The following is a 22652-nucleotide window of genomic DNA, read 5'->3' as shown; positions in this document are numbered from 1 at the left end:
TCAATCAAAAGATCATGAAAAATTTAAACTCCACTCTTTACAGAATACTATTTTTAGCAGCTTTGTATTCTATCAAATCTTATGCTACAGATCCTAGTGACACTAGAATGTTGCATACACCAGCAATAAGCCAATCACATATTGCATTTATTTATGCAGAAGATCTCTGGGTAGCCAAACAAGATGGAACTCAACCTCGCAGATTAACTATAGACGAAGGGATAGAATCTAACCCTGTTTTTTCTCCCGATGGTAAGTTTATTGCTTTTAATGCAGAATATGACGGAAATGTTGATGTCTTTATCATTCCAGTAAAAGGTGGGATTCCTAAAAGACTTACTTGGCATCCAATGAGGGATACTACATTAGGGTTTTCTCCTGATGGTAACTCGGTGCTTTTCAATTCGCAAAGAGCAATTCACACAAATCGATATGCAAAGCTTTATCAGGTTTCTATCAATGGTGGTTTTCCCACCGAATTAGAAATACCAAATGCATGGCATGCTACTTATTCTCCAGATGGAAAGTACATGGCTTACACTCCAATACGAGAACGTTTTCATCAATGGAAAAACTATCGCGGAGGAACAACAGCAAATATATGGTTGTTCTCTTTTGCAGATAAATCCATTGTAAAAATTCCACAACCTAAAGGCGGAAGTAATGATGTACAACCTATGTGGAAAGGTGATACTATATTTTTCTTAAGCGATCGAAATGGAGAATTTAATTTATTTTCCTATGAAGTAAGTTCAAAAACGATAAAACAACTTACTGAATTTGATAAGTTTCCGATTACCAATGCGGATTTGGGAACTAATAAAATAATTTTCGAACATGCTGGTTACCTTCATACATATGATATCAACACAAAAACAAGCACCAAATTAACTATAAGGATCGCTACAGATCTTCTAGAATTACGAGATAGATATGTGAAAAGTCCACGATACATACGCTCTGCTGACATATCCCCTTCAGGAAAAAGAGCTGTTTTTGATTACAGAGGAGAAATTATAACTGTCCCTGAAAACAAAGGAGACTCTAGAAACCTAACACAAAGCCCTGGAAGCCATGAAAAATATCCTGCCTGGTCTCCTGATGGAAAAAACATTGCATATTTCTCCGATGATTCCGGAGAATACGAACTACATATTAAATCTCAAGACGGTAAAGGAGATTCTAAAAAATTTAAAATTTCTGGTACTGGTTTTTACGCTTATACCAGTTGGTCACCCGATAGCAAAAAAATTAGCTTTTCCGATAATGGCAGAAACTTATACCTTTTAGATATAGCTTCTAAAAAAGTTACTAAAATTGCCAATGATGAATACTACGTCCCTGGAGCTTTCAGAAACATTTTTGGAGATTGGTCCAACGATTCTAAATGGATTGTTTATTCGAAAATCATAGATTCTAATTACGAGCAAGTATTTATATATAACATACAGGAATCAAAATCATATCCTATTAGTGATGGACTAATTAATGCAACCAATCCTGTTTTTGATCCTAGTGGTGATTACATCTATTTCTTTGCCTCTACTGATGCCGGACCTGTTGTTAACTGGTTTGATCAGTCTAATCAAGACATGACAGCTACAAGTTCTATCTATCTAGCAACACTTAGAAAAGACATCATTTCTCCTTTTGCCAAAGAAAGTGATGAAGAAGAACTTAAAGAAAAAGATGAACCTTCAGAAGATGAAAATTCCAACAAAAAGTTACAAATTGATATTGATGGGATACAAAATAGAATTATTGACATTCCTATAAAAGCAGGTAGCTATCGTGAATTAAATTCAGGACAAGCTAATAAAATCTTATACATTTCATCGAACCCATTAGATCCTTCAATCCCTTCCTCTCTTCATCAATATGATTTAATTGAACGTAAGGACGCTAAAGTCATGGAATTAGATAATTATGCCGTTTCTGCTAATGGCAAAAAAATGCTTTATCAAAAAAACAGTAGTTGGGGAATTACAGAAACGGGCAAAAAACCAAAACCTGGAAAAGGAATCTTAAACACTAACGAAATAGAAGTAAAAATTAGTCCAACTAAAGAATGGGAAAATATTTTTGAAGAAGCCTGGCGAATCAATCGTGACTATTTTTATGATCCTGGAATGCACGGTTCTGATTGGAAAGGAATGAAAAAGAAATACCAACAATTCTTACCTCATCTTTCTTGTAGAAACGACCTTAATAGAGTTATACAATGGATGTGTAGTGAATTATCTGTAGGACATCATAGACTACAAGGAGGTGGAGAAAAACTGAATACACCAAAAAGAATCCCTGGAGGTCTTCTTGGAGCTGATTATGAAATTACAAATAATAGATATCAATTTAAGAAAATCTACGGTGGATTAAATTGGAATCCGGATTTAAGGTCACCACTAACAGAACCTGGCGTTTTAGTGAATAAAGGAGATTACTTATTGGCTGTAAACGGAAAAAACCTAGAGGGAACTATGAACCTTTATAGTGTGTTTGAGAATACTGCGAATAAGATTACAGAAATTACTGTAGGCCCTACTAACAACTATAAAGATTCTAGAGTTGTAAAAGTGACTCCTGTAACAAGCGAATATCAATTACGCAATCGCGATTGGGTTGAAGGAAATCTAAAAAAGGTTCATGAAGCTACCAATGGAGAAGTTGCATATGTATACGTGCCAAATACTGCTGGTGCTGGTCACGAATACTTTAAACGATATTTCTTTCCGCAAGCCAATAAAAAAGCCATTATAATTGATGAACGTTTTAATGGTGGTGGTCAAATAGCTGATTATTATATCAATTTATTATTAAATCCATATCAATCTCATTGGAATTTCAGGTATGGAAAAGATCTAAAAACACCGAGTGCCTCTATTCAGGGACCTAAAGTTATGATCATTGATGAGACTGCAGGATCCGGAGGAGATATGCTACCATGGATGTTTAGAAAATTTAAAGTAGGACAAATGGTTGGTAAACGAACATGGGGGGGGTTAGTTGGAGTTTTAGGATTTCCAGAATTTATTGATGGTGCTAGCGTTACTGCTCCGAATGTAGCAATTTGGACAGAAGATGGTTTTATCGTAGAAAACGTAGGAGTAGCACCAGATATAGAAGTAGAACAATTACCATCTGAAGTAATTAAAGGAAAGGATCCTCAATTAGAGAAAGCTATAGAAATAGCATTAAAAGAACTAAAAAGCAATCCTCCGAAAGAGCACAAAAGACCTCCATACCCTAAAAGAGCTAGAAACTAAATCTAGTCTTGCTATCTACTAATTAAACTAGAATAGAAATAAACGGCAAGAACAGACTTTATAGAAATTCTAATAATCAATATACAGGAAATATGTATTGAAAATAGTTTTAAAAATTAAAATTCTATTCTCAATACATATTTCTATTAAATAAAATAGAGAACAAAATTATTATATCAAGAATTAATGTTTATTAAACCTTGAAGAATTTAATTAATAAAAAATGTTTTTTTTGTAAAACGAAGTAAGTTATATAAAATACATCTTGTAAGTACACTAAGCTGCCTGCTCGAATGCTATGTAGTTAATTAATTTCCCTTTTTTATCTCTAATCGGAAAACCTTTGATATGACACAGATAAGTTGATCTATCCTTTTTATAATTAACAATAGAAACCTCAAATGGTTCTTGATTATCTATTGCTGCCCTAATAATCTTAGATGTCTTTAAATCTGTCTGCTCACCTTGAAACATTTTTGGAGAGTTTCCAACAATCTCTTCTGGTGTATATCCACTCATTTTTTCTATATTATGGGTAGCATATACTATTTTAAGATCTGTATTAGTAATAAGAATAACAGATTTCTTATGAACTAGCTCATTATGATAGATGTTTTCGAAATCCCATTTCTTGGTAATCTTATTTAAAGAATCAAGATCAGTCTTAAAATTCCCTAAAGACCAATTATGTTCTCCATAAAACTCCCAACAAGATAGCGGAAGTACTAAAGCCGAATTCGAATTATAATATTCAGCCATCATTTTATCGTACCCCTCAAACTCTTTCATAATGTGTGTTTTGAGCAAATTTATAGATTAAAACTAAAACCATAGATTGAACAAAAGTTAATTATACAAGTAAACAAAAGTTAAATTTTATCCTTATTACCACTTAAATTGCAATGTAGCGTACCAAGTTAAAGGATCAGATGGTATAATTCCAGGACCCGGATATCCTGTAGCTCTTTGCGTAAAATAACTTTCATCTAACAGATTATTAACTCCTGTTTCTAATTTAAACTTCTCATAGGTATAAGAAAAAGATACATCTAAAATAGAATAAGATGGTATCTCACCAATGATACCATTTCTATTATCTCCATCTAACGCCACAGAAGCATTAGAAACATCAGTAAATTGTTCCGAAAGATACGTATACTGTATATTTGCTAAGAAGTTTTTATAACCAAATTTAAGCCCTGTTTTTAAGTTAATCTCCGGTATAAACTCTACTTTATTCCCTTCGATTCCAGAAAGATCAGACGACGTATACTCCGAAGTAGTAAAGGAAGTATTAGCAAACAGGTTTAATCTATAATTCTCATTACTTCCAGAGATTGTGTTCCAAATATTCCAATCCACAAAACTCTCCACCCCATATATAAGTGCATTTCCAATATTTCCTCTTACTCGTTCAGCCCTATCATTAAAAACAATACCAATTCGATCATCATATACTAATCCAAAAACACTTATGTCATAAGACAGCATATTATTTAATCGACCACGTACCCCAATATCTGCAGTAAACCCCTCTTCATCTCCGATATCTGGATCAACTCGAAATGTTGGACTCACAACTCTAATATCACTAAAAGTTATAGATCTATAATTTTGTGAAACATTTACATAAGCTTCTAAGGAATTATTTAGTTTATAACTAGATCCTATTCCAAAAAGAAAAAAAGATCGGTCCAATTCCCTATTATCTGTTTCTAAATTATTAGCAATAGGATTACCCGCATTATCAAATACTACATTATTAAAAGTTCCTTCACTTTCTGTTTTAATATATTCAAATCTAAATCCAGGAGTCACTGAAAACTTATCTGATAATTTAAATATATTTTCTCCGAAAACAGCTAGATTAACATTAGGAAAATCAAAAGAAGATTGATTAGGATAATCAGGAAAAGTTTCATCTTGAAAGTTAAAATCTGGACCGGATCCAAGACCTCCAGATCCTTGTCTAGAATCATTAGAAGCCTTATAAAATTTTGAACCAATAAGAAACACCGATTCTTCATTCCATAAATCATACCTAGTAAGCAATCTTGCTTCTGCTCCCCAATTTTTAAAGTTATCCACAATAAGATCCCTTGAATTCACAAAATTACCATCTGCATCTACTTCATCTACATCTGTTATAGGGTTCGTATTAAGGTTTCCAGGAATTCCTCTAAAACCAACAGCAGATCTAGAAGCATCTAATCCAAATAGATTAAGACTAAAATCTGTTTTATCCGAAAACTCGTGTTCTAGTTTTAATGAAAATAATTTCCAGTTTACGTCGAACCAATTTCTAGTTCTATTACTAAATGTAGGATCTATATTAAATTGGGTATCTGTTAAACCACCAGGTTGTTTTGCCAAATAATCTAAATACGTAAACTCTCCTATCAACTTTGTTCTATCAGATAACTGATATCCAAGATGGAAATAAGCATTTTTAGAATCAAATTCGGAGTTAGCTCTAAACCCATCACCTTTCTTATAATTGAAATAGGTATAATAACTAAATTTACCAACGGTACCGCCCAAACTATTGAAACTGGTAAAAAGATTATAAGAACCTAATGTTTGACGAGATACTAATTCTACTTTCTTATTTGGATTTGGTCTCTTCATCTTAAAATTTAACAGACCTCCAAATTGTGTTCCATATTGCAAAGATGCAGCTCCACGTACTACTTGTATTTCTTCAATTGCTTCTGCAGGTGGTGTATAATAACTTTCGGGATACCCTAATACATCGGCACTAATATCATATCCATTTTGACGAGTATTAAAATTTGCCGTACGATTAGGGTCTAAACCTCTACCACCTATATTAAGCTGTAATCCACCTGTACTATTCTCATAAATATTTAATCCAGCTACCTGTGCATAAATCTGTCTTGCATTATTAGAAGCTAAATTACCCTGAACATTACTTAGCAAAACTACCTCACTCTTTTTTCCTGCATATATTGCAGTTCCTTCAACTGGCTTTAACCTTTTAAGTCCAAATACTTTTTCTCTTCTTTGTGTTACAACTACTTCGGATAACTCCTCTCCTAAAGTCTTCAAAACAAAACTTACTTCTATGTCATTATTTACAGTTACTTGTCTCTCTAAAATTTCGTAATCGAAGCTAAAAATAGACAAATAGTAATCACCTAGCTCGATATCAATAAACTCAAAACTACCATCCCCTCTAGTTATAGTTTGCTCTCCATTAGTTCTATTATATACCTCTGCTCCCTGAATCGGCTGATTATTCTCATTTTTCACAATCCCCTTAATACTATATTGCGCCGACACAACTGTAGTTAATAATAAAAAAAAGATAACTACTTTACAATCCCTTAATCTCATCCTTAAATGGAATAATCCACGTTTTATGTTTAAATGACTCTTTTTGTTTCCCAAGATCCACTTTTGGATCAATATACTGACTACTTAATCTACCGTTAAGAGCTACATAACTTTCTACAAATACCTGTACATTTTGATGCCCTTGTTTTTCAAAATGACTCTTCAAATAATTTGCATATTCTAATATAAAATCAGGCTGTGTTGCCATCTGTTTTTGTTGAAAAGGAGTCAAAAAATCATCGTTATCCACATAAAACCGCTGACCCGTTTTTTCATTAACAATCTTAAAATTAGCGTACCCTGCTTTTTCCATTAACATTACTCTCCAAGAAAAACGATACCCTTCTTCTGTCCAAAATAATTCCCCCGGATATAACACATATCGAAACGGCAAAAGTAATTGAATCACAAAAAAAACTCCTAATACTGGTTTAATAATTTTAACTCTCCTTGATTGTATATTTAAAATTTCATTCGTGTCAAAAGTCACTTTTTTAACACCACTTACTCTAGATATAAATTGCAATATCTTATGATGTATATTACTTTCAAAAAATATCAATGCACCAACAATCATTATATAAGGAAACATGCCTATAGGAAAAAGAACTCTAGTTAACACATGGAACACAACCACCATTATAAAAGCAAAAATCCTAGTCTTTCTAAATAATAATAAAAACGGAATGGTTAAATCATAGATAGCTCCTGTATAGCTAAATGCATAATGCACCCATTGTTCTTGCATTAAATCTCCTATTAAAGGAATATCATACTTAGAAGGCAACCATATTTTAAGAGGCATTGCTTTTACAAGCCAATCAGAATTCAACTTGGCTAAACCCGCATAGAAGTACACTATTCCTAGTAGCAGTTTTATAACATCGATTGTCCAAGATGGTATTTTTTGAAAAGACACTCCTTTTAGCTTAGCATCTAAAGAATAGTATGAATTCGCTGGTAAAAAGATTAATAAAAAACTAAGAATACTAATAAAATAGTAATGATTTAGATACGTGGTCTTATCCATTAACTCTATATACGTGAAACTCAAAAAAAATACTATGATCGCCAATCTGTACTTGTATCCTATCATAACAAATATTGCAGAAATAGCACATAAAAGAAAAATCACATATGTATAATTACCAATTGGCTTAATGAAATCAAACCCATAATAGGAGAAGAAAAAAGTAGGTTGAATATATAATTTATCTATCCAACCATAACTCCAAAAACGAATAATACTAATCAACATCATCAAACCAAAAAAAATACGAAAGACTGCAAGTGGTGCAGCCTCTGTATTTTTTTTAAAATATTCGTTTAGTTGAAACTTCATAAGAAAATGAGATTACATTTAATCTCCATCGGCATCTACAAAATCAATATTAATAGCAATAGCCTGGAGCATATCAACTTTTAGAAAAACAACATTTTTTTGAAGTTCATCATATGTGTTAAGCATTAGACTATTATTTGTTCTCACTTGTTCAGAAAAATCTTCGTTCAGGTTAGTCGCTATTGTTCTAGCTGTATTAAATTGATTATTAATTAAATTACTTAAATCTTCACCATCTTTAATAGTATTAAGGAAATCTAGGTATGTCTTTAAACTCTGACCTGTAGTATTACTTGTAAAATGTTTTCCATTAAAGAAATCTTGTAATGCATCAAGATTCGCATTAAAAAGTGTTTTTGACAAATCACCTTTATAAATCGCTTCTACTCTGTCATCTAAAGGAGTTCCTGAAAATACTCCTGCAGGAATACCTATTTTACCTGCTCGTAAATGTTTTTCATAATGAAAGATAAAATCATTAACTAATTTATCTAATGAACTTGTAGCAGAAGAACCACTATTATTTACAAAAGAATCTCTAAAATCACCAGTCCAATCATTCAATACCTCAGACGTCATATCATCCATTCTTGTCACAAGATCTGTAAGATAGTTTTCATAATTTACACCTGTAGTAGCATCCGTATAAAAACCAACAATAGCAGTATCAGAATCAGACAAACCATTAATTAGAAAATCTAATGAACCAAAACCTTGTTCATCCTGCTGAGAAACTGAAGTAAGATCATAAGTACCAGAAGATATATTTGTTTCTATATTAGTACTACTAACTGGATATACATTCATAAAGTTTCTAAAAGATATTTCCTCAGCCTTACCTATCTCGAACATACTAACCGATTGCCAAGAAACAAATGCGGTGGACCAAGCCTGTCTTAACTCCACTAAATTAGACTCGTCTGTTGTACTTACAAAATCCGAAGTTGCCGTTCTTAAAGCCGCCATATCTACAGAAAAACTTTGATACGCAGGAATCACAATATTATCCGCTATATTTTCTAACAATGTCTTTCTATCAAAATTATCCGTTGCCTCTCCACTTTCATCACTAGAAGAACATGCTACCGCAAGAAGAACCAAAACAACAACTGTTAAAAACCGAAACCTCTTCATCTTATTTTTATTTATTCTTAATAAATTTTTGCAAATGTAAAAAAAAGAGGAAGGATTATGACAACTCCCTCCTCTTTTTTTATCATTTTATACTTTGTTTAATTTTTAGCTTCCAGCTTGAGCTACGGTAAAATCAAACTTAGATGCGATAGTTTCTGACATTGCATCTAATGTTTCTGGTGTTACATCCCATAAACCATTTGTTCCTCCCATAAGATCGTCTATCAAGCTTTGCACCTCTGTTCTAGTAAAATAAGGAGTATTACTATCCGATTTTCTTGTAAACTGTAAACTGTAAACAAATCCAAAACCTTCAGAAAGATCATGAAATGCACTTGCATAATCTACAGTACCAGCTTCTAAAGATGCTTTACCTTGTTGTAAATAATAAACCGCTCTTATAGCAATAACTTGCGAGATCTTTTCTCTAAGAATTGCAGCTTGCTCGTCACGTACAGTATAATTTTTAGCAACAATAGCGGCTCTACCTAATTTAAACGCATCATAAATATCAGCAGCAATTCCTGTGAAATCAGTATCATCTTCTACTCTACCAACATATTTATTAAGAAAACTATCATCATCTCCGATAGTAGTATTAGGATTCGTCGGGTTCACTGAAGCTCCGTAAACATAACCATAAGCTTCATCCCATTTATGCTCCATAGTAGTATATGTTTTACCATCAGCTACTACTCCATTATCGTTATTCGCTACATTATCTGCTTCATCAAGAACCGCAGTACCTAAATAATTATTAAGTGCTTGATCTGTCATTAAAGCACCTATCAAACTTTTCGCAAAAGCTTGATTATATTCTAATCCATTAGCATTTACATATCTATTAGATCCTCCGCCAGCTTCTTGAAGAACTCCTGGATTACCAGCTGTTGCAGTTACAGCCCAATTAGGAAAAACGTCATCAACCTGACCTTTAATCCAAGAATCAAAATCTGCTTTGATCGCTGCAGCATCTGTTACATTAGCTGAAAAATAATCAGCACTAGCAGCTGTTTTACTTCTTACACTTTTATCAGAAGCATTTAAATCTGTGTCTTCAAAATCATTGGCATTTTCCTGATGATCAAACATCGCATCTATAATAGCTTCTGTACTTGTATTATCTACAAATTGACCTATAATAACTTCTGCCATTGCTATTCTAGTAGTTTGACCACTAAAACTTACTGTACTTTCTCCTTCACGTTCAAATTCATATGTTGCAGGCGCTTCTACTTGCGCGATTGGAGTTGCATCATCATCAGAAGAGCAAGAACCTAAAACAATAGTTCCCGATACACATATAATTTTGAATACACTTTTAATTTTCATTTCTTTTTATTTAGACTTATTACAAATAATTAATAAAGTGCAAATATATTCAACCAAATATATCTGGCAAATTTTATTTATACTAAATCTAAATAAATTTAATTTTTTAACAATTAGACGAAAAAAACCAAAATTCTTAACGATTATTTAGACGCTCTAATTATAAACACAAATGAAGATTATATAATTCTATAATTAGTTTGTAGCGTATTTCTTTCTGAGTTCTCTTGTCCAATTAATTAGAACTTCCATTTCTTCTTTTTCTAAATCACCATGAACCCAAGTATAAGATGAAAGTGGCATTTCTCCTTTTTCTACTTCTTCAATCAACTCATCTAACTTATGGTCTTTTTTCTTATTAGAATATTGCTCCCAATCAGAAACGTTAAAATGTTCTTTACCTTCCTCTACATGATCCGCTAACCAATAAGAAACTGGTGCTATTTCCGCATACCAAGGGTACACAGTTTGATTACTATGACAATCATAACAATTACTTCTTAAAATTTGTTGTATCTCCTCTGTAGGTTTTGTGTCATTTTCAAAATAAGCAACCGACTCATATCCCAACTCATTTTTATCAGGTCTGATAAATTGCATAATTACGAATGCTAATAATAACAACAGTCCTACTTTTTTTAATATATTTTTCATTTTATTAATCTATCTATTTAATGGTATTTTGTAAATATCTTAGTTGCTTCATTATGCGAAGATTCAAAACTCATAGCCTTTATATTGGTATCAGCTTGAGCAGTCGTAAAATAAGAAAGCATTCTTTCTGTTGGCATATTACCTGTTAATTCGTCTTTTGCCATTGGGCATCCTCCAAATCCTTGTATCGCTCCATCAAACCTTCTACAACCAGCTTTATAAGCTGCATCTACTTTTTCATACCAAGTTGTTGGGGTTGTATGCAGGTGTGCTCCGAATTCTATATCAGGGTATTTTGGAATCAAATTAGCATATAAATATTCTATAATTTCTGGGTTTGAAGTACCTACTGTATCTGAAAGTGATAAAATTTTCACTCCCATATTACTTAACTTCTCGGTCCATTCGCCAACAATTTCCACGTTCCAAGGATCTCCATAAGGATTCCCAAAACCCATTGACAAATAAGCTACTACTTGTTTATTAGATTTATCCGCAATATTAAGAATCTCTTGCAGTGTTTCCACAGATTCTGCAATAGTCTTATGTGTATTACGCATCTGAAAATTTTCAGAAATCGAAAATGGATATCCTAAATAATCAATTTCTTCGTGTTTCACTGCATCATTCGCTCCGCGAACATTTGCTATAATTGCTAGTAATTTACTTTCTGTTACTGAAAGATCTAATTTTGATAAAACCTCTGCTGTATCTACCATCTGCGGGATAGCTTTTGGAGAAACAAAACTACCAAAGTCTATGGTGTCAAATCCACATCGTAATAAGGATTGAATATATTGTACTTTTTTTTCAGTAGGAATAAAGTCCTTAATGCCTTGCATAGCATCTCTGGGACATTCAATGATTTTTACTTTTTCGGTCATTTATTACCTTATGTCTAAAAGAAATTCAATTAAGAGTATAAAAATATGATTATTTTTCAGAAAAAAGGATAAAAAATTTCACTGCAAAGATTACCGTTACTAAACTATTTAAAAAAAGTTTTTTTTGATAGTAACATTTTACTTTTCGTGGAACGTACATATAAAGATTCACTATTTGAATCATTAAAAAAGTATTAATAATTTAAAAACAAAATTATGTTAAAAAACATTTTAAATTTAGAAGGGGTTCAAAAATTAAAAAAAACTGAACAAAAGTCGGTAAGAGGTAACGGATTCCCGCCACTTGCATGTGGTGTCTGCGAAATACGTCTTGGTGGCACTTGCATAAATGTTTGTTTATAATTAAAGGGAAACTAGTTGGCTACCTGTTCATTTATTTTACAGGTAGTTGGCTATTTTCTAGAAAAAAGGATAAAAATTCCTATTCCAACAAAGACTATGATCTGCATCCATTTTAAGAACACCCCAACTTTAGAATTACTCTTAACATAATCAGAAATAAAACCAGCCATAATAGCTATTCCTCCAAAAACAATAAAAGACACTACAATAAATAAAAATCCCAAAACATAAAACTGCGTTACACTACTTAACTCTTTACTAAACAGAAATCCAGGAAAAAAAGCTAGAAAGAATATAGAAACTTTAGGATTCAGTACATTCATTATAAAACCTTGCCTAAACAATTGCCCAACACTCTTTTTTTCGACTGAATCCTCAGAAAGCTGAATAGATCCTTTACTTCTCCATACTTTATATGCCAAAAAAAACAAATACAATGCTCCCATCAATTTTATTGCAAAAAATAACATTTCACTTTTTTGGATAATAACTGAAACTCCAAAGGCTACTAAGGTAGTGTGTACTAGACATCCTGACATCAATCCAGCTACAGTAGCGAGACCATATTTTTTTCCATTAACAATACTTTGCATCAACACATAAATATTATCAGGTCCTGGAGAAATCGATAAAGCTAGGGTAGCCAACACAAAAGTGTATAAAATATCAAAATTCATTTTTTTTGTAAGGTTTTATATAAATAACCGACCGTTCAAAAATATGCATATCATTTTAAAATCAGTTGACAATATATTATTATTAAAAATTAGGGTTAACCCTTAGTAGACTGTTTAAAATATATGTAACACAAACTTAAATAACCAACAACCACACAAATGAAAAAGCTTATACTAAAAACTACATTATTATTCATTTCATTAACTACCTTCGGTCAAACCACAGCTACATATGATATTGTTTTCACTAGTAATTGGGAAGCTCATGGAACTTTGCCTGGTGGAGCTCATTTCACTGAGTTAGTAGGTGCATCTCATAATAACAGTGTTACTTTTTTAGAAATGGGTAGTCTAGCTACTTCTGGAATTGAACAGGTAGCAGAAACTGGTCTTTTTAGTATATTCAATTCCGAAGTTACAACTGCAATAAACGCTAACAATGCAGATCAATTTATTATAGGGCCAGATTTATTTTTTAATGGTCCAGGAAGAACAATTACTATAAATGATCTTACTATTAGTTCTGAGTATCCTCTAATTAGCTTAGCTTCTATGTTAGCACCAAGCCCAGATTGGATGATTGCTGTAAATAGTATATCTTTAATTGATAATAGTGGGCAATGGATCCCCGAAATTACAATGGATCTATTTACCTATGATGCAGGTACCGAAGAAGGAACTGGCTATAGTTTAAATAATGCTGCAACCAGCCCTCACGAACCAATTTCTTTAGTTGAGACTTCTAACTCTCCTCTTAATTCACAAAAGATAGGAACTATCGTTTTTACTCAAAAACAGCTAAGTGTAGAAGAATTTGGTACTCAAAAGGACAAAATCACTATTTCTCCAAATCCTAGTAACGGGAATATATCTATAGCTACAACACAAGCATCTACAGTAAAAGAAATTGAAGTTTATAATGTTTTAGGTAAACAGGTAAGGAAATATAATTTCAAAGAGAGTAACAGCAATATAAACCTTGATCTAACTAATCTAAATTCTGGTATTTATTTAGTACGTCTTTATACAAATGTTGGAAAAACAGAAACTCAAAAAATAATTTTGAGATAGTTTACAATCCTTTTTGAAGAACTTTTTTATTGATAGCTTTTATCAATTTTGGTCCTTCATAAATAAAACCTGTATAAACCTGTACTAAGCTCGCTCCTGCCTCTAATTTCTCTACGGCATCATTTGCAGAATGAATACCTCCTACTCCAATAATCGGAAAGGCTTTATTACTTTTCTCTGATAAATACCTAATCACCTCTGTGCTTTTATTTTTTATTGGCAAACCACTCAAACCACCATTCCCAATAGTTTCTAATCTTTCTTTAGAAGTTTTCAATCCTTCTCTACTCGTAGAAGTATTACTAGCAATTACCCCATCTAACTTGGTTACTTTAACCAATTCAATAATTTCATCTAACTGGATTGTATTAAGATCTGGTGCAATTTTTAGTACAATAGGTTTTGGTTTAGAGAAAGTCATATTGGCTTTTTGTACAGCACCAATTAATTCTTCCAGATATTCTTTATCATTAAGTTTTGCGTGACTTCCTACATTAGGACAACTAACATTTAAAACAAAATAATCAACGTAAGGATGCAGAGCATTAAAACAAGTAAGATAATCCCTTGTGTAATCTTCAGGTGCAGTATCTGTATTTTTCCCAATGTTTCCCCCAATTATAAGCTTACCCTTATTCTTTTTTAATTGAGCAATAGCAGATTCTAACCCTTCATTATTAAATCCCATCCTATTAATAATTCCAGAATCTTCTTTTAATCGAAATAATCTTTTTTTAGGATTACCTTCCTGAGCTTTTGGAGTAACTGTTCCTATTTCTATAAAACCAAATCCAAAATTAGCCAACTCATTATACAAAACAGCATTTTTATCAAAACCTGCTGCTAGACCTACAGGGTTCTTAAACTTTAATCCAAAAACTTCTCTTTCTAACTTAGAATCTTTGACTTGATAGATACTTCTAAAAATACCTGATACAAAAGGAAGTTTCGATACCGTTCTTATCATTTTGAAGGTAAAGTGATGTACTCCTTCTGGATCATATTTAAATAAAATTGGTCGGACTAGGGATTTATACATGTACTATGCTTCTTTTGGTTTGCAAAAATACGTGTTACAAAAATTTTACCATACAAATATTTAATATTTATCCTTACAAAATTTAAAAACAAAACCTTGATAATAACATTTACCTCTAACTTAATAACAATCTATTTTTATCTGCTCATTTTCTATAAATGTATTCAATGACACATTAAGTTGATTTTTTACTGCTTTTTCTAAAACAGAAATTACTCCTTTTAGCATATCATTTGATCCACAGATCATAACAACACCTCCTCTATTAAGAACATTAATAACTGAATCTGTTTCATTACGAATTAGATCCTGAACGTATATATTATTCTCTCTGGAATAAGCAATATGTCTTGTCCCTTCTTTCATTAAACTAAAGTTTATAAAATCGTTATATATATCAATAGATTTTTTTGTTCTTACTCCCCAAAAAAGAGTAACTCTAGTACTCCTATTTTTATTCTTCATCATACCCAAAAACGGAGCAATTCCGGTTCCGTTTGCAATTAAAATTGCATCCTTTGTATTACTAGGGAAATAAAAATTAACGTTATGTTTAATTGCAGCTTTTATAATATCACCTTTACCTACTTTACTTAGGTACGTAGAACAAACACCTAAATCGTGTTTCTTAACACTTAATATAACATCTCCATCTATTCTAGCTATAGAGTAAAGTCTCTCAACCATATTCTCTTCTGGACGTATAGCCAATAAATCTCCAGATCTAAAATCAATAGAAGTATCTCTAGGCTTCAAACGAAGTAAAAACGTATTATCCGTATTTATATAGGTTTTATCAATAATTTTAAAAACATCACGCTTCCAATTTTCATCCTCTATAACAGTTTTGGTATCCAAAGATACCCCTACACTAACACCCCATTTCTGAATCCAATTCTTAAAATCATCTGTGGACTTATTATTGATTTTTTCCAATGATAAGCTTGAAATAAATTTTGAATGTCTTCTAAACATTTCATCTATATCTTCTGCAAATTTGCAAAATTCTGGATATGCTAAAGACCCTAGACCCACAACAGAAAATTGAAGTCTATTTACTGGTTCTATTGTGCTAAATAAGCGATTAAATCTCTTAGCATTCGTTGGTGCTTCTCCATCTCCATAGGTAGCTGTAATAGCAATTATATGTTTTGCTTCTTGATACGTTGTATATGCATTAAGTTCTGCTACAAAAACAGTTTTACCAACGGAAAGAAGTGCACTTCTTAGATAATTAGCAAAAGTATATGTAGAACCATTTTCTGATCCTACTAAAATTATATATTCACTAGCATCTTTATCTTCAATATTATAAATAAGATTACTTCCCTTACGACGCTGAACAGTCATATAGAATCCAGAATACATAAAAAACAAAATAGCTACACAAGTGACTAATAAAACAACAGACCAAAAAACATTACCCTTTCCCGTATGTAATAACAGACTGTAATAAGATACTAGCTTCACAAAAGGATATTGTTGTTCGCTAAGAATATTACCACTAAATTGATGCACAATAAGCTCTTTGTTTATCAATTCTAGTGTAAAATAATCCTCTACATCATCAGAAAACGGAAATTCAATACTCTTAACATTCGTAAGAGTTATCTTCTTGAAAATTGGAAAACTTATACTTGCAATTGTTTCTTTTTTTTGCTCTGTCTGAGCACTGATTCGGTGGGGAACTTCATATTTTGGTAATAATGCAAATTTCTCAAGAGATAAATACACTCCTGTAAAAGCTATAATAATAATCGGAACAAAAAACCATCTACCTATTACTACATGATAAAACTGATTTACATATTCTTTATTTACTTTTGAGAAGAATTTTAAAATCCCTCCTTGTCTTTTACCAATAAGAAGAATACCTGTAATTACAATAAAAATTAATAATAGAGAGATCAAACCAACAAAAAAACGCCCTATTCCTTTTAGAAATAGAGAACGATGAAGATTGGTAGCAAACTTAAAAACACCTGATTTACGTTCGGGAACGCCTAACTTTTCTCCTGTTCTAGGGTTTACATATATTCGTTCATCATTTCCCTCTTTAGTAACCACTGAAGCAATTACAAAATCGTTTTCTTCTACGGTAATTTCAATTATCTCATCATACTCTTTTTGTAATGCAGTAATTGTTTCAGAAATTGTAATATCCTCTATATTGTCAATAGCATATGGTTTAATAACATCAGACATAGGCTCCAAGGCGAGAATAATACCTGTAACGGAAGCAATTAACAAAAAAATAGCAGAAGATATAGCCAAAAGTAGGTGACTATATCTCCATAATGAAATGATCATTTTATTCTACGAATTATTGCGGAAGCATTCTTACATATCGAATGAAGCCTTTTCCTTTTACTTTAGATGCCAAGGTTTCGGAGGTTAACTCAAACTCTACATCTTTCTTGTAATATTCTTGATCCTCAACAGCTGTTTCAAAACGGATTTTATATCCAGCATCAATTCTATCTTTAGGGATTTTAATAATACTTACAGTTCTTTCTCCTCCTGCTATAGTGGCGCCAGAAATCGCATCTATATCTAACCTTCTCTTTCCATAAAACTTCCACCATTCTGTAATATCACTATACCATTCACTATCTTTTCCTTGTACATATAAGGTTTGATTATATTCACCTTCCGGTTTTATAAGAGATATTACTACATAAGCTCCTTCTCCTGTATAATTAACCATTTGTATCATGCATTTTAGACTTGTTGTATTAGGCTCACTCGTAAAGGAAACTAAGGTAAAAACAGCGGATACTGTTAAAAGAACTATTCTAAAAATTGTTTTCATTTATTCTAATATTTTATTTCTTATATCTATTCTTGTAGAAAATCTAATTCAATATTTTGTTTTTGTAATAATTCGTTTTCAGATGCTAAATCAAAAACAGTTTCCTTAAAACTCGTTTGTATATTTTTATCAGCTCCGTTCTCTAAAAGAAATTTTAATACATTAGTTTTATTTGCCTTCATTGCCGCTAAATGTAATGCTGTATTACCTTCATCATTTTTTTCATTTAAAGGAATGTTTAATTTCTCAATTTTTTTTAAAAGCGTTAAGTCATTCTCTTTTGCTGCCAAATGCCATAAAGTTTCACCGTCAGCCTGAGGTTCCTTAAGATTGACCCCTTTTTCTTGAAGCAATACAATTTTCTTATCGAATTCTTCAGGTTTTTCCTTGTTATATGATTTCAATACATAATATGCCAATGAATTCCCTTCAACATCTTTCACCTTCGTATTTGCTCCTTTATCCAATAATAAATTAATCACATCAAACGTATTCCTTTGAACAGCTGTCATTAATGGAGTAATTCCACTTTTATTTGACTGATTTATATCCTTTACATAAGTAATTAAGTATTTAACACTCTCTAAATCATTTCTAGAAACAGCGTTAGCAAAAGGTGTATCTCCTTTTTTATTTGCTTGATTAATGTCTACACCTTTTTCTATAAAATAGTTAAATATCTCCTGTTCTTTATTCTTAAAAGCTATCGCATGCAAAGGATTTATACCATCATCAGTTACAACATCTGGTCGAATTCCTATATTTTCTAAATACTTGTACAGCTCTAAATTATTAACGCTATTTCGAGTACCTTGACTAGCAAATATAAATGCGTTTCCATCTAGATGATTTAGAGTTTTATAAACCACTCCTTTTTTAATAAGTAATTCTAAGACTGTCTTATTTCCTTTTTTTGCTGCATAATTAAAAATACCATTGCCATTGTCGTCTTGGCTATGTAAATCAATCCCTTTACCTGTAAAGTATGTTATTAAAGAATCATCTTCTAAAAATGGTGCTACTAATAATAGTGGGTTAGCTCCATCATTATTTTTCTCGGTTAATACATCTGCTCCATTTTCTATGCAAAAATCATAGAGTTTTGTGTTTTTTTGACCCGTAACCGCACCAAAATTTAATAAAGAATATCCATGACTATCAATAACATCAGTCTTTGCTCCTTTTTTAAGAAGGAATTGCATCATCTCGAGATTATCTCGATAAATAGCCCAAAAAATATATGTACGTCCATCATGAGTTTTTTTATTTACATCATTCCCTTTTTTTCCTAACAGATATTTTATTGTAGAATTATCCACTTTTTCTATAAGTGCATAAGAAACGGCATCAAAAGCAAACTTATTTAATTCTGCAGGGTCATTGCCTGTCGCAATATCTTTATTTATTTGATCTATACTAGGGTTTAATTTCCAATAAGCTCTATCCAAAAAAACATTTTCCTGAGCATTTGTTTTTGCAAAAAATATTACAAAAACAACAATAACCATTAAGTCAAAAACTTTTTTCATATCAAGGTTTTTTTACAAAAGATTCTATAATTGCATTAATATCATTCTGCGCTTGATAATCTTCTGTAAAAAGATGTTTATATAACGCTTTGTTCTCTACTTTCTGCTCCAGAGATAAATCCTTATTTCTAGCAAAAACCTCATCCCACTTACTTCTTACTAAAACCCATTTTTCATTATGCTCTTTCCACCAATTAGATGCTCCTGCACAACGTTTATCATCTACTCTTTTATAAATATTGTGCCCTTTCTCTTTGGCTATGATTATATCTTCCTTACCAGTTTCTCTTATAATTTTATCATTATCTTGATCATGTATCCAACCAGTATTTGTTATTTCCTGACGATTACCTCTCATTGTAATATTATAATCACTCCTAGTAGTATATTCACGTCTTGGTAATGGTGCCGTTGTAGTATTCTCCCAAAAACTCTTTCCATCTACATGAACCCAACTAGCAGAACCTTCATAGCGCGGACTATCATCTACTTGATATACTTTTTGAGACCACTGTCCTTTTATGTCTTCCTCGGATTTATGAATATATTTCCAATTGTTATCTCCGTCATACATATAAAAATTTTGGTTTTCGAATACCCAATCTTGCCTCCAATGTTTTACAATATGAGGTTTGGATGGATCACCAACTTGCAGAATATGTTGAATCACTATATTGTCTTCTTCATTAACTACCAATTGCGCCCACTCTAATGCCTTGCTATCCTTTTTAATTTTAGATGGCTTATATAGAGAATCATTACTATAATTAAAAGTTTCTGCAAAATTAAAAGAGACTTCATAACACCCGCACATGGACTTTATTGCGGCAATATCATTTTCTTTTTTACCCTTTTGTCCTACTACTAGATTAGACATGAACAATGATAAAATAATAACTAACTGACTGATTTTCATCTTTAATGATTATTAAAAAGTTTAAAATATAAAAATTAACTAATCTTATTTAGACTGAATTAAAATAAGATTATATATTTGCCAAAAATAATCATTATTTTTAATTAATCTAAATAAATGAATAAATTCATCGTCATACTTTTATTTTTTTGTTTTAATATCTATTGTCAGAAGAATACTAACCCTAAAGAAAATGATTCTTTAAAAGCTGAAAAATTAGAAGAAGTTATTCTCACGGCTACTAGAACTGAGAGACAACTATCCTCCATACCGCTACCAGTTACTTTGATCTCGGGAAGCACCATAAAAAAATCTGGAAGTGTTCGAATCGATGATATTTTGGCAGAACAAACTGGACTTATTCTAGCTACTGATGAAAGTGGTTTTGAAGGTATCCAAATACAAGGAATAGATTCTGATTACACTTTAATTTTAATGGATGGTGTGCCTCTTGTAGGCAGAAGTTCTGGAAATTTTGATCTTAGTAGACTCACTGTTGGCAACATCAAACAAATTGAAGTGGTAAAAGGTCCAACCAGCAGCCTTTATGGCTCTGAAGCTCTAGCAGGTGTGATAAACATAATCACAGAAAAACCTAAAAATGAAAAATTAACAGGTCGAGCATCTTATCGAATAGGTTCATTTACAGCTCAGGATATGAATTTATCACTTCAACAAAAAAAAGGTAAAATCAGATATGCTTTATTCGGAAATCGTTTTTCTAGGGATAAGTATGTTTTGGAACCTAATGATAGTGATCGTTCTATCACTGTTAACCCAATCGAGAACTACACCCTTAATGGTAAATTTTATTATGACATTAATAACAATATAAAATTAAGCGCTTCTGGAAGGTATTTTGATCAATTACAAAATTCAGGTTTCTCTTTTACCGATACAGATGGAGATGGGCAAGAAATTATAGTAAATGCAGAAGGAGAAGCTTTAGAGAGGGACCTAAATACACTTTTAAAATTAGATCAAAACTGGTCAGAAAAATTTAATACTACCTACGAATTCTATTATACAAATTACATTGCTGAAGACATTAGTCGAGATACTGAAACTAGTGATATTGTATTCAATAATTTATTTGATCAAAAATTACTTAGAGCCGAAATACGTGGTAATAATATAATTAAAGGAATGGGAACTATTACTACAGGAGTTGGCTACCAATACGACTTTCTCGATCGTACTTTATTTGAAAATGAGGTGAGCTTTAATTCTCAGTATGTATACACTCAATTCGACATGATTCCATTAGAAAATTTAAATATTATTATTGGAGTGAGATTCGACAATCATTCTGAGTATAGTAATCAAGTTAGTCCGAAATTTGCTTTTAATTACAAAATCACCGATCAACTTTCTATAAAAGGATCTACTGGCTATGGATTTAAAGCTCCGGATTTTAGACAATTATATTTAAACTTCACAAATCCTTCTGTAGGCTATTCTGTTTTAGGTTATAAAACTGTACCGAAAGAACTACAACTTCTATTTGATCAAGGTCAATTAGCATTTGGAGACAACCTAACACCCGATCAAGGACAAGCCAGAGTAAATGAACTTATTGCAACTTTCGATAACGATCTGGAAGCAGAAAGCTCTATAGGATATAACATTGGTTTAAATTATAGACAATCCAAAAAACTTATTCTAGATATTAATTTCTTCAGAAATGATTTTAGAAACCTAATAGACACATTTGTTTTAGCTAGAAAAACCAATGGACAAAACGTATTCAGTTACCAAAACTTTGATGAAATATATACGGAGGGGATAGAGTTTAGTGCAACCTACAACATTTTTGAAAATTTAGAAATAAGTGGTGGTTACCAGCTCCTTTATGCCTTCAATAAAGATATTAAGAAACAGGTTGAAAATGGAGAATTATTTGTACGAGATGAAAACCTAACATCTATCGTATTATCAAAGGATGATCATTATGGTTTTTTTAATAGATCAAGACACAATGGAAATCTAAAAGTGTTTTGGGATATAAAAAAATGGGATTTAAATGTAAATGCACGAGCTATTTACAGAAGTAAATATGGTTTAGGAGATACCAACGGAAATGGAACATTCGACACATTTGATGATGATGCCGTAGTAGTTGATGGATTTGCCACTCTAAATATAGCCGCGAGCAAAAAACTGTTTAAAAAATTTGAAATACAAGCAGGAGCAGACAATATACTTAATTATCAAAATATTAATATCCCTGGAAATCCAGGAACCAGAGGATATGTAAGAGTTAATTACCAATTTTAATA

16 protein-coding genes are annotated in these 22652 nt (G+C 31.7%); 3 read left to right on the top strand and 13 right to left on the bottom strand.

Translation table 11 applies throughout. The features are described 5' to 3' along the window. The first annotated feature begins 14 nt into the window (after window positions 1–14). Entirely contained in the window at window positions 15–3263 is a 3249-nt protein-coding gene (locus tag BMY33_RS11115) for a S41 family peptidase (RefSeq protein WP_091408330.1), read from the top strand. 276 nt (window positions 3264–3539) lie between these two features. Here BMY33_RS11115 and BMY33_RS11110 read toward each other — a convergent pair whose 3' ends face one another. The 8 genes from BMY33_RS11110 to BMY33_RS11075 form a co-directional block, all read right to left on the bottom strand. After that, window positions 3540–4052, bottom strand: coding sequence for a PAS domain-containing protein (locus BMY33_RS11110; protein WP_091408328.1), 513 nt, complete (start codon window positions 4050–4052; stop codon window positions 3540–3542). 96 nt (window positions 4053–4148) lie between these two features. Beyond that, complete coding sequence (locus tag BMY33_RS11105) at window positions 4149–6620, bottom strand: TonB-dependent receptor domain-containing protein (protein WP_091408327.1); 2472 nt, start codon at window positions 6618–6620, stop codon at window positions 4149–4151. Next, window positions 6601–7962: an HTTM domain-containing protein gene (locus tag BMY33_RS11100; protein WP_091408325.1), complete on the bottom strand. Its 1362-nt coding sequence runs from the start codon at window positions 7960–7962 to the stop codon at window positions 6601–6603. Before BMY33_RS11100 ends, BMY33_RS11105 begins: the two co-directional genes overlap by 20 nt. An 18-nt stretch (window positions 7963–7980) precedes the next feature. Further along, a complete protein-coding gene (locus tag BMY33_RS11095; protein WP_091408323.1) occupies window positions 7981–9096 on the bottom strand; it encodes an imelysin family protein in 1116 nt (371 codons plus the stop codon). Window positions 9097–9201: 105 nt separating this feature from the next. After that, the gene (locus tag BMY33_RS11090; protein WP_091408322.1) at window positions 9202–10428 is read right to left on the bottom strand and encodes a DUF4856 domain-containing protein; all 1227 of its coding nucleotides are present in this window, start codon (window positions 10426–10428) and stop codon (window positions 9202–9204) included. Window positions 10429–10623: 195 nt separating this feature from the next. Further along, window positions 10624–11082, bottom strand: coding sequence for a heme-binding domain-containing protein (locus BMY33_RS11085; RefSeq protein WP_091408320.1), 459 nt, complete (start codon window positions 11080–11082; stop codon window positions 10624–10626). Between the two features lie 17 nt (window positions 11083–11099). Then, window positions 11100–11966, bottom strand: coding sequence for a hydroxymethylglutaryl-CoA lyase (locus BMY33_RS11080; protein WP_091408318.1), 867 nt, complete (start codon window positions 11964–11966; stop codon window positions 11100–11102). 413 nt (window positions 11967–12379) lie between these two features. Next, on the bottom strand, window positions 12380–13006 hold the full coding sequence (locus BMY33_RS11075) for a LysE family translocator (protein ID WP_091408317.1): 627 nt from the start codon (window positions 13004–13006) through the stop codon (window positions 12380–12382). A gap of 159 nt (window positions 13007–13165) precedes the next feature. Here BMY33_RS11075 and BMY33_RS11070 point away from each other — a divergent pair, with 159 nt between their 5' ends. Further along, window positions 13166–14077: a T9SS type A sorting domain-containing protein gene (locus BMY33_RS11070; protein ID WP_091408315.1), complete on the top strand. Its 912-nt coding sequence runs from the start codon at window positions 13166–13168 to the stop codon at window positions 14075–14077. Window position 14078: 1 nt separating this feature from the next. Here the strand turns inward: BMY33_RS11070 and BMY33_RS11065 are convergent, their stop codons facing one another. The 5 genes from BMY33_RS11065 to BMY33_RS11045 form a co-directional block, all read right to left on the bottom strand. Further along, complete coding sequence (locus BMY33_RS11065; RefSeq protein WP_091408314.1) at window positions 14079–15116, bottom strand: quinone-dependent dihydroorotate dehydrogenase; 1038 nt, start codon at window positions 15114–15116, stop codon at window positions 14079–14081. Between the two features lie 120 nt (window positions 15117–15236). Beyond that, window positions 15237–17426 (bottom strand): PepSY domain-containing protein, encoded by a 2190-nt coding sequence (locus tag BMY33_RS11060; RefSeq protein ID WP_091408312.1) that lies wholly within the window; start codon window positions 17424–17426, stop codon window positions 15237–15239. A gap of 13 nt (window positions 17427–17439) precedes the next feature. Then, complete coding sequence (locus BMY33_RS11055; RefSeq protein WP_091408311.1) at window positions 17440–17928, bottom strand: DUF2271 domain-containing protein; 489 nt, start codon at window positions 17926–17928, stop codon at window positions 17440–17442. 26 nt (window positions 17929–17954) lie between these two features. Beyond that, window positions 17955–19457 carry an ankyrin repeat domain-containing protein gene (locus BMY33_RS11050; RefSeq protein ID WP_244543007.1) on the bottom strand — a complete coding sequence of 501 codons (1503 nt, stop codon included), beginning with the start codon at window positions 19455–19457 and terminating at the stop codon, window positions 17955–17957. Between the two features lies 1 nt (window position 19458). Beyond that, on the bottom strand, window positions 19459–20373 hold the full coding sequence (locus tag BMY33_RS11045; RefSeq protein ID WP_091408309.1) for a DUF6607 family protein: 915 nt from the start codon (window positions 20371–20373) through the stop codon (window positions 19459–19461). Between the two features lie 117 nt (window positions 20374–20490). Between BMY33_RS11045 and BMY33_RS11040 the strand changes: the two genes are divergently transcribed. Beyond that, window positions 20491–22650 (top strand): TonB-dependent receptor plug domain-containing protein, encoded by a 2160-nt coding sequence (locus BMY33_RS11040; protein WP_091408308.1) that lies wholly within the window; start codon window positions 20491–20493, stop codon window positions 22648–22650. Window positions 22651–22652: the final 2 nt, after the last annotated feature.

It is taken from the genome of Aquimarina amphilecti, from assembly GCF_900109375.1.
Lineage (GTDB): Bacteria > Bacteroidota > Bacteroidia > Flavobacteriales > Flavobacteriaceae > Aquimarina > Aquimarina amphilecti.
The sequence above is the reverse complement of the archived record's forward strand: the minus strand, read 5'-3'. Positions and strand labels throughout refer to the sequence as shown.